Genomic DNA, 9,787 nt, shown 5'->3' with positions numbered 1-9,787 from the left:
GGGTATAATTCACCCCATCTGTCTGGTGACGATGGCAGAGAGGTCACACCTGTTCCCATACCGAACACAGAAGTTAAGCTCTCTAGCGCCGATGGTAGTTGGACTGACGTCCCGCGAGAGTAGGACGCTGCCGGGCAGAAACAATTGCGATGAGCCGCATCGAGACCGTTCAGGTCTCTTTTTTTTGCGTTCTTTTAAGGTCCCATTCGTTTATATAAACGAATGGGACCTTGAACATTACACTAACTCCTTCATTAACTTTGTAATCACTTCTTCTATCGCGGCGTCTTCCAGTCCACCAAATCCAAGTATAAATTTGTTGAATGCTTTGTCTTTATGGCACTGCATATAATCTTCCAGCATGCTGATCTTAATATTCATGTCGTCTATAATCGGCCGGATATCTTCGTTTCCCTTCACTTCTACTATAAAGTGCATGCCTGCAAACTCACCGGAGATATTAATCGCTTCTTTATAGTGTGCTAAAGCACTCAGTGCCAGTTCTGATTTACGCTTATAAATTTTACGCATACGGTTAATATTACGCTCAAACTCCCCGTCCTGCATAAACTGTGTGACGATATACTGCATATGTCTCGGCACAGTGATATTCGGCTTATTACTCAGCTGCTGATAACGTCTCAACAGAGGTTCAGGCAGTACTAAATAAGCCATCCGGATGCTTGGAAAAATAGATTTTGAAAATGTACTCATATAGATGACCTTATGACTGTTATCCATTCCCTGCAACGCCTTCAGCGGCCGTCCTTTATATCTGAATTCACTGTCATAGTCATCTTCTATAATGTAGTGCCCACTGTTTCTACCTGCCCAGGCAAGCAGTTCTGTGCGTCGTCCGGCTGACAGTACGGCACCTGTCGGAAACTGATGGCTGGGTGTGACATGCACGATGTTCCCCTGATTATGGATTTCGCTGACGATAATTCCTTCTGCGTCGACATCAATCGTTTTGAATGGCTTGTTTTCGTACTGCAGTACTTTTCGGATAGAAGGGTAGCCGGGATTCTCAAGAAGATAAGTGGCATCCGGCAGCAGACGTGTCAGAAGTGTAAACAGCTGCTCTGTTGAACTGCCGATAATAATCTGTTCATTGGTGCAGTGCACGCCGCGTGAATGGTAAAGATAACGTCTGATTTCATTCCGCAGTGCCGGCTCACCCTGGGCATCCCCACGTTCAAGCAGTATGCTGCTCTCTACTTCGAAGGCATCGCGGGCATATTTTCTGAACAGCTGGAATGGAAACTTAGCCTGATGGCTGTCTTCGATTGTCAGTGAAAGTGTATGATCTATCGTTGAAGGAAGATGAAGCTCAATTGAATTTTTTGGAGCACTATTGACTGTTTTAATATCTTCGACAAAATAACCGACTTTCGGCTTCGAGTAGATGAATCCTTCGTCCTGAAGCTGCTGATAGGCGATTTCTACGGTCGTCTGACTGATACTTAAATGCTGGCTCAGCTTGCGCTTGGACGGCAGTTTCTCAGCGAATGTCAGACGTCCTGCTAAAATATCATCTTTAATGAACTGATAGAGCTGCTGGTATAAAAAATCATTTCCTGTTAATGGATAAGTGAGTTGTTCCATGATTATCACTGACCTTATTATTTTTATGAAATCTGATACTTTTTTAATGTCAGTTATTATTATACAGTAAGGAATGTAATGAAATAAAGGGAGTGTAGTGAATGTCTAAAATTGTTGGTTCTGATAAAGTAAAACGCGGTATGGCTGAAATGCAAAAAGGCGGCGTCATCATGGACGTTGTTAACGCAGAGCAGGCGAAAATCGCAGAAGCTGCCGGTGCAGTCGCTGTTATGGCACTGGAGCGTGTGCCAAGTGATATCCGTAAAGCAGGCGGCGTTGCCCGTATGGCTGATCCACGTATCGTTGAGGAAGTCATGAACGCTGTATCTATTCCGGTAATGGCTAAAGGCCGTATCGGTCACATTACAGAAGCACGTGTATTAGAAGCGATGGGTGTAGACTATATCGATGAGTCTGAAGTGCTGACACCGGCTGATGAAGAGTTCCACTTGAAAAAAGATGAATTCACAGTGCCATTCGTCTGCGGCTGCCGCGATTTAGGAGAAGCAGCCCGCCGTATCGGTGAAGGTGCAGCAATGCTTCGTACTAAAGGGGAACCAGGTACAGGGAACATCGTTGAAGCTGTCCGTCACTTACGTAAAGTGAATGCGCAAGTCCGTAAACTGTCAGTAATGAACGATGATGAGATCATGACAGAAGCTAAGTTACTCGGCGCACCTTACGAAGTGCTGAAAGAAATTAAAGCACTCGGTAAACTGCCGGTCGTGAACTTCGCTGCAGGCGGCGTTGCGACACCTGCTGATGCTGCACTGATGATGGAACTCGGTGCTGACGGTGTATTCGTCGGTTCTGGTATCTTCAAATCTGAATCACCAGAGAAATTTGCGCGTGCAATCGTTCAGGCGACGACGCATTATCAGGATTACAAGTTGATTGGTGACCTTTCTAAAGAACTTGGTGCAGCAATGAAAGGCATCGACATCAACACACTGACACTAGAACAGCGCATGCAGGAACGTGGCTGGTAAGATGAAAATAGGAGTGCTTGCACTGCAAGGAGCAGTCCGGGAGCATTTAAGGCACATTGAGCTGAGCGGTCATACAGGAATCCCGGTGAAACGCGTTGAACAGCTCGATGATATTGACGGCCTTGTCCTGCCGGGCGGTGAATCAACGACGATGCGCCGGCTGATGGACTTATACGGCTTCACGGAATCATTAAGACAAAGTTCGCTGCCGATGTACGGCACATGTGCGGGGCTTATTCTATTGGCAGAAGATATTGTCGGTTATGACGAAGGTCATTTAAAGAAGATGGATATTACAGTAGAGCGTAATTCATTCGGCCGCCAAGTCGACAGCTTTGAAGCAGACCTTGACGTCAAAGGGATTGAGGAACAAGTCAATGCTGTGTTCATCCGGGCGCCGCATATCGCGTCAGTCGGACCGGAAGTCGAAGTGCTCAGTGAAGTGGATGGTAAAATGGTCGCAGTCAGACAGCACGATTACCTCGGCATCTCATTCCATCCGGAGCTCACCGACGATTATAAAATAATGAAGTACTTTATCGAAGAAATGGTCGCAAAATAAACAAGCCGCAGCAGCGGCTTGTTTTTTTGCTGTAAACAGATGATTTCTACTTGAATTAATATCGTGCTATAATGTTTTATTATAATTTAAGGAGTAAACAATGAATAATTTATCTTTAATAGAAGCAATAGAATCCCGTAAATCAGTGAAGGAATTTGACAGCAGCGTTAAAATTCCACGCGCAGAAATGGAAGAAATGATCGCCCTTGCGACAAAAGCTCCATCATCTATTAACTTGCAGCCGTGGCGCTTTGTGATTGTAGAGTCGGAGGAAGCAAAAGCCGCGATTAAAGACCTCGTGCGCTTCAACACACGCCAGCTTGAGACGAGTGCTGCTTTTATACTCGTCCTTTCTGATAATACGCATATTCATGATATTGAAAAGGTCTATGGTAAAAGCGTGAAACTTGGTTATATGCCGCAGGAAGTGATGACAACAAACGTCGCTGCTCTTAAAGAATCGTTATCGAACGCTCCCGAGAGCTATATTCAGATGCAGGGAATGATGGATGCAAATCTTGCAGCAATGCAGCTTATGCTTGTAGCGAAAGATTATGGCTATGATACAAATCCAATCGGTGGCTTTGAACGCGATGAAGTGATGGCTGCACTGTCCATCAATAAAGAGCGCTACATGCCTGTCATGTTCATCGCTATCGGTAAAGGTGTGAAAGCACCGCATGACAGTAGTCGTCACGAATTAGAGGAGATTATGTCCTATAACCACGGAGACGCTGACGGTATTGTCGGTAAAAGTTCATAATAAAAGCAGTCTGACTGATGTCAGACTGCTTTTTATTATAAGAAGAATCCTGCGATAGTTGCAGAGATAAATGAAACAAGTGTCGCACCGTAAAGTAATTTCAGACCGAAGCGGGCAACGACATCGCCCTGCTTGTCATTCAATGACTTGATGGCACCTGCGATGATTCCGATAGACGAGAAGTTCGCAAACGACACTAAGAACACTGAGACGATACCGATAGCACGTTCTGATAACTCACCTGTTTTATTGTTGACGATGTTTTGAACATCAAGCATCGCTACAAATTCATTCGAGACAAGTTTGGTTGCCATGATAGATCCTGCACGGACAGCATCATGCCAAGGGATACCTGTTAAAAATGCAAACGGCGCAAAGACGTAGCCGAGAATCGTCTGGAAGTTAACATGGCCAGGAGTGAATGCATCGACAATGCCGTTTAACATGGCGATTAGTGCGATGTAACCGATCAGCATAGCACCGACGATGATTGCTACTTTGAAACCATCGAGAATATATTCACCGAGCATTTCGAAGAATGATTGTTGATGCTCATTCTCAGTCATAATGACTTCATTTTCTTCTTCATCGGTTACGCGGTACGGATTAATGATAGATGCGATGATGAAGCCGCCGAATAAGTTCAGGACGATCGCTGTCACGACGTATTCAGGTTTGATCATCGAGAAGTAGGCACCGACAATTGATAATGATACGGTCGACATCGCTGACGCTGTCAATGTATAAAGACGGTGTTTCGGAATGTATGGCAGCTGCTTCTTCAATGAGATGAAGACTTCTGACTGACCGAGAATGGCTGAAGCCACTGCATTGTAAGACTCAAGCTTACCCATACCGTTGATTTTAGAAATCGCAAGGCCTAAATATTTGATGATGAACGGTAGTAGTCTTAAATACTGCAGAATACCGATCAATGCAGAAATGAATGTGATCGGCAGCAGCACTTGCGTGAAGAAGTTCTTCAGTGGTGCGCCCTTACTATCTACATTCACCATATTAGGGAAGACGAAGTTGACACCTTCTGCTGCGTATCCTAGCAGGTAACCGAATCCTTTAGCCAGATTATTGACTAAATATACGCCGCCTGGTGTTTTAAGCAGTAAGAAGGCGAGGAGAAACTGAATAACCATCATAATAGCGATATACTGCCATCTGACATTCTTTCTATCTGAACTGACAACCCATGCAAGCAGCAGGAAGACAGCTAAACCGATAAGACCAATTATATATTGCAAGTTTTAACACCTCTTTTATATTTGATAGCGCTATATTTTTTCGCTTTTAATATCATACTACATTTAAAATGGAAGCGGTACAAAAACTTAAAATTTTTGTAAATGCATGATAAACAGTATGTAAATACAGAATAAAACATATTGTTTGCACTTCAGAAAGAATGCTCATATAATAAAGTCAAAGATGGTCAAAAAGAGGTGAAGTCATGAAAAATATGTCGGATATCATTGAGCAGTATTTAAAGCAGCTGCTTGAGCAGAGCGGCGATGTCGTTGAGATTAAGCGCGCTCATATTGCGGAAAAATTTGATTGCGTCCCATCTCAGTTGAACTATGTCATTAAGACACGGTTTACTAACGAACATGGTTATGCCATTGAAAGTAAACGCGGTGGTGGCGGCTATATACGTATCACGAAAATTGAATCCAGTAATCAGTCTGCTTTCATCAATCATTTGAAAGACATGACTGGCAGTCAGATCACTCAGCAGAATGCTGAACATATTATAGAAGGTTTATATCAGAACGAACTGATTACATTACGCGAAAAACGTCTGTTGCTTGTGACTATTCACCGGGACGTACTCTATGTTGATGTCCCGTACCGCGATCACATACGTGCGAATATACTGCAGAACGTGCTGACTGTGCTTCAATATCAGTAGTCAGGAGAGGACGCTTATGAACTTTAATGAAGAAGAATTTACAATGAACCAGCTGCTTAAGCATCTGCTGGCATCCAGTGAACTGAACGGCCGGCAGGAACCCTGTCCGAACTGCGGGCTGACGCTGCGTGAATCGCTGCATATCGGTAAGTTCGGCTGCAGTAAATGCTACAGCACGTTCCAGGCATACTTGCCGCGTATTGTAGAACGCGTTCAAGCCGGTAACCAGAAGCACGTCGGTAAAGCACCACTGAAATCAGCAGAAAAAATTGCCCGCCGCAAGAAGATTGAAGAACTTGAACTGAAGCTGCAGGAACTAGTAGAATTGCAGGACTTCGAGCAGGCGGTTCATGTCAGAGATGAGATTAAAGCATTAAAGGAAAGCGAGGCGGAGTAAATGCTGGATAAACATTTGAGCCATACTTTAAGCGACTGGATGCAGCAGGAAACCGAGCAGCCGATTATATTAAGCTCTCGTATCCGTCTTGCAAGAAACCTTGAGAACTTCGTTCATCCGCTCATGTATGACGAGCAGACTGCGCTCGAAGTGCTTGAGGAAGTATCAGCAGTACTCAAGCCTCATTACGAAGAAGTGCGCTTAAGCGCACTCGACAAAAACGAACGTCAAATACTGGTCATCAAGCATTTAGTCAGCAAGGAGCTGCTCGCCCAGGACCACGGTGCTGTGTTTTTGAATGAGGATGAATCAGTCAGTATTATGGTCAACGAAGAAGATCATATCCGTATACAAGTGCTGGGGCCTGAACTGTCACTGGATGAACTGTACAGCAAGGCGTTAGCAGTGGACAGTCTGATCGACGAGAAACTGACATTGTCATTTGATGAGACGCTCGGTTACTTGACGACATGCCCGACCAATATCGGGACAGGACTGCGTGCAAGTGTGATGCTGCATCTGCCTGGACTGTCCATCATGAACCGGATGGGTCGTATTGCCCAGGCAATTAACCGCTTCGGCTATACAATCCGCGGGATCTACGGTGAAGGGACGCAGGCGCTCGGCCACGTGTACCAAGTATCCAACCAGCTGACGCTCGGTAAGACAGAAGAAGCGATTATTGAAGATCTGAAGCAGATTGTCGAGCAGATTATTACTGAAGAAGAAGGCATGCGTAAACGCCTCAAAGATTATGATTATATCGAGACGGCAGACCGTGTCTATAGAAGCCTTGGAGTTTTGAAATATGCTCAGCTGATCACTGCTGAAGAGGCAAGTTTAAGATTAAGTGAACTGAAAATGGGTATCGATATGGGAATAGTTGAACCGATGCCTTTTCGTTTCAACGAGCTGATGGTTGCGATTCAGCCGCCATTTCTAGCAACACTTGAAGAAGCTATACCCGTTAACGAAAAACGAGCTAAGATGCTGAGAGAGCATCTTTAAAGGAGGAACTATATCGTGTTTGGAAAATTAACAGAACGTGCGCAGCGCGTACTCGCTCACGCACAGGAAGAAGCTATTAGGTTACAGCATAACAATATCGGTACAGAGCATCTATTATTAGGCCTTGTCAGAGAACCGGAAGGCATTGCGGCTAAAGTATTAGCAACATTTGATGTAACAGAAGAAAAGATTATTACAGAAGTAGAACAGTTAATCGGTCACGGTTCTGAAATGTCAGGAACGATTCAATATACACCGCGCGCGAAGAAAGTCATTGAACTGTCACTCGACGAAGCGCGTAAACTGAACCACTCATTTGTCGGTACAGAGCATATTCTGCTCGGCCTGATCCGTGAAAACGAAGGAGTAGCGGCACGTGTGCTGGCAAACCTTGACTTGAACATCACAAAAGCCCGTGCACAAGTCGTGAAGCTGCTCGGCAGCCCGGAAATGAGCGCGAAAAACTCACAGGCGGCAAAATCTCATGCAACGCCGACGCTTGACGGCCTGGCCCGTGACTTGACTGTTATCGCTAAAGACGGCGTACTGGATCCAGTTATCGGACGCAGCAGCGAAATTACACGCGTCATCGAAGTATTGAGCCGCCGGACAAAAAACAATCCAGTGCTTATCGGTGAACCAGGTGTCGGTAAAACAGCGATTGTTGAAGGACTGGCACAGGCGATCATCAATAACGAAGTACCGGAAACATTGAAAGATAAACGCGTCATGAGTCTTGACATGGGTACAGTTGTCGCAGGTACTAAATACCGCGGGGAATTTGAAGAGCGCCTGAAAAAAGTAATGGAAGAAATCCATTCAGCAGGTAACATTATTCTGTTCATCGATGAGCTGCATACATTGATCGGTGCAGGCGGCGCTGAAGGTGCGATTGATGCATCTAATATTCTGAAACCTGCTCTTGCCCGCGGCGAACTGCAATGTATCGGTGCGACGACTCTTGAAGAGTACCGTAAATACATCGAAAAAGATGCAGCGCTTGAACGCCGCTTCCAGCCGGTCACAGTCAATGAACCGAACGTCGAAGATGCGATTGCAATCGTTAGAGGACTGCGTGACCGTTACGAAGCGCATCACCGCATCACAATCACAGACGAAGCGCTGGAAGCAGCAGTGAAGATGAGTGACCGCTACATTTCTGACCGCTTCCTGCCGGATAAAGCGATCGACTTGATCGATGAAGCAGGTTCTAAGGTGAGACTGCGTAATCATACAACACCGCCAAGCTTAAAAGAGCTTGAAACAGAACTCGAACAAGTGAAAAAAGAAAAAGATGCCGCTGTTCATTCGCAGGAGTTCGAACAGGCAGCCGCACTGCGTGACAAACAATCCAAGCTTGAGCAGCAGTTAGATGAAACAAAGAAAGAATGGAAGAAAACACAAGGGAAATCAGAGTCATCAGTCACTGCTGACGACATCGCACTTGTCGTTGCCCAGTGGACTGGAATTCCGCTGAACAAAATCGCGGAGACAGAATCCGCAAAACTGCTGAACCTTGAAGAAATTCTGCACAACCGTGTCATCGGTCAGTCCGATGCGGTGGAATCTATCTCAAAAGCAGTCCGCCGTGCACGTGCCGGACTGAAAGATCCGAAGCGTCCGATCGGCAGCTTTATCTTCCTTGGGCCAACGGGTGTTGGTAAGACAGAACTTGCAAAAGCATTAGCTGAAGCGATGTTCGGTGAAGAAGATGCGATGATCCGCGTCGACATGAGTGAGTTCATGGAGAAACATAGTGTGTCACGTCTTGTCGGTTCTCCTCCAGGCTACGTCGGCCATGAAGAAGGCGGCCAGCTGACTGAAAAAGTGCGCCGTAAACCATACTCAGTCATCTTATTCGATGAAATTGAGAAAGCTCATCCGGATGTCTTCAATATGCTGCTGCAAGTGCTCGATGACGGTCGCCTGACAGATTCACAGGGCAGGACAGTTGATTTCCGTAACACGGTAATCATCATGACTTCAAACGTCGGTGCGCAGGAATTGAAAGACAATAAGTTTGTCGGCTTCGGTGCAAGCGACGTCGGTCCGGATTATGAAACTATCCGCAAAACAATGATGGATGAACTGAAAAATCAGTTCCGTCCTGAGTTCTTGAACCGTGTCGATGACATCATCGTCTTCCACAAGCTTGAAAAAGAACATCTGAAAGAAATCGTGACGCTTATGGTCGAAGGACTGGCGAAACGTCTGAAAGAACAGGACATTGTCATCACATTGACTGACGCGGCTAAAGGCAAGATTGCTGATGAAGGTTATGACCCTGAGTACGGTGCAAGACCACTCGCACGTGCGATTCAGAAAAACATCGAAGACAAACTGTCAGAAGAACTGCTGCGCGGCGAAACATTAGCAGGACAGGACATTGTCATCGATTATCAGAATGATGAGTTCACTGTAGAGAAACAAGAACGCGTCACTGAAGAAGTATAAGCTGACTGATTAAATAATCATCGACCGTAAGATTAACACGGGACAACGCCCTTAATGCTGTTGCATTAGGGGTTTTATTGTATTGAAG

Annotated in this window: 9 protein-coding genes and 1 rRNA gene; 8 read left to right on the top strand and 2 right to left on the bottom strand. The window is 45.5% G+C overall.

Annotation, left to right across the window (positions count from 1 at the left end):
- The first annotated feature begins 21 nt into the window (after positions 1-21).
- Positions 22-136, top strand: a 5S ribosomal RNA gene (rrf, locus tag ERX35_RS07565).
- Between the two features lie 101 nt (positions 137-237).
- On the opposite strand, the gene pdxR is transcribed toward rrf, so the two are convergent.
- A complete protein-coding gene (pdxR, locus tag ERX35_RS07560) occupies positions 238-1,605 on the bottom strand; it encodes a MocR-like pyridoxine biosynthesis transcription factor PdxR (RefSeq protein ID WP_149459317.1) in 1,368 nt (455 codons plus the stop codon).
- 101 nt (positions 1,606-1,706) lie between these two features.
- Between pdxR and pdxS the strand changes: the two genes are divergently transcribed.
- The 3 genes from pdxS (at position 1,707) to ERX35_RS07545 (ending at position 3,919) form a co-directional block, all read left to right on the top strand.
- On the top strand, positions 1,707-2,594 hold the full coding sequence (gene pdxS, locus ERX35_RS07555) for a pyridoxal 5'-phosphate synthase lyase subunit PdxS (RefSeq protein ID WP_149459316.1): 888 nt from the start codon (positions 1,707-1,709) through the stop codon (positions 2,592-2,594).
- Position 2,595: 1 nt separating this feature from the next.
- Complete coding sequence (gene pdxT / locus ERX35_RS07550; protein ID WP_149459315.1) at positions 2,596-3,156, top strand: pyridoxal 5'-phosphate synthase glutaminase subunit PdxT; 561 nt, start codon at positions 2,596-2,598, stop codon at positions 3,154-3,156.
- 100 nt (positions 3,157-3,256) lie between these two features.
- Entirely contained in the window at positions 3,257-3,919 is a 663-nt protein-coding gene (locus ERX35_RS07545; protein ID WP_149459314.1) for a nitroreductase family protein, read from the top strand.
- 35 nt (positions 3,920-3,954) lie between these two features.
- On the opposite strand, the gene ERX35_RS07540 is transcribed toward ERX35_RS07545, so the two are convergent.
- Positions 3,955-5,175: a NupC/NupG family nucleoside CNT transporter gene (locus ERX35_RS07540; RefSeq protein WP_149459313.1), complete on the bottom strand. Its 1,221-nt coding sequence runs from the start codon at positions 5,173-5,175 to the stop codon at positions 3,955-3,957.
- Positions 5,176-5,381: 206 nt separating this feature from the next.
- Between ERX35_RS07540 and ERX35_RS07535 the strand changes: the two genes are divergently transcribed.
- The 4 genes from ERX35_RS07535 to ERX35_RS07520 are packed head-to-tail and all read left to right on the top strand — an operon-like array spanning position 5,382 to position 9,699.
- Positions 5,382-5,840 carry a CtsR family transcriptional regulator gene (locus tag ERX35_RS07535; RefSeq protein ID WP_149459312.1) on the top strand — a complete coding sequence of 153 codons (459 nt, stop codon included), beginning with the start codon at positions 5,382-5,384 and terminating at the stop codon, positions 5,838-5,840.
- A 16-nt stretch (positions 5,841-5,856) separates the two neighbouring features.
- Positions 5,857-6,237 carry a UvrB/UvrC motif-containing protein gene (locus ERX35_RS07530; RefSeq protein WP_149459311.1) on the top strand — a complete coding sequence of 127 codons (381 nt, stop codon included), beginning with the start codon at positions 5,857-5,859 and terminating at the stop codon, positions 6,235-6,237.
- Entirely contained in the window at positions 6,238-7,245 is a 1,008-nt protein-coding gene (locus ERX35_RS07525; protein WP_149459310.1) for a protein arginine kinase, read from the top strand.
- Positions 7,246-7,257: 12 nt separating this feature from the next.
- Complete coding sequence (locus ERX35_RS07520; RefSeq protein WP_149459309.1) at positions 7,258-9,699, top strand: ATP-dependent Clp protease ATP-binding subunit; 2,442 nt, start codon at positions 7,258-7,260, stop codon at positions 9,697-9,699.
- Positions 9,700-9,787: the final 88 nt, after the last annotated feature.

The organism is Macrococcus equipercicus (assembly GCF_004359525.2).
GTDB classification, from domain to species: Bacteria; Bacillota; Bacilli; order Staphylococcales; family Staphylococcaceae; genus Macrococcus; species Macrococcus equipercicus.
The sequence above is the reverse complement of the archived record's forward strand: the minus strand, read 5'-3'. Positions and strand labels throughout refer to the sequence as shown.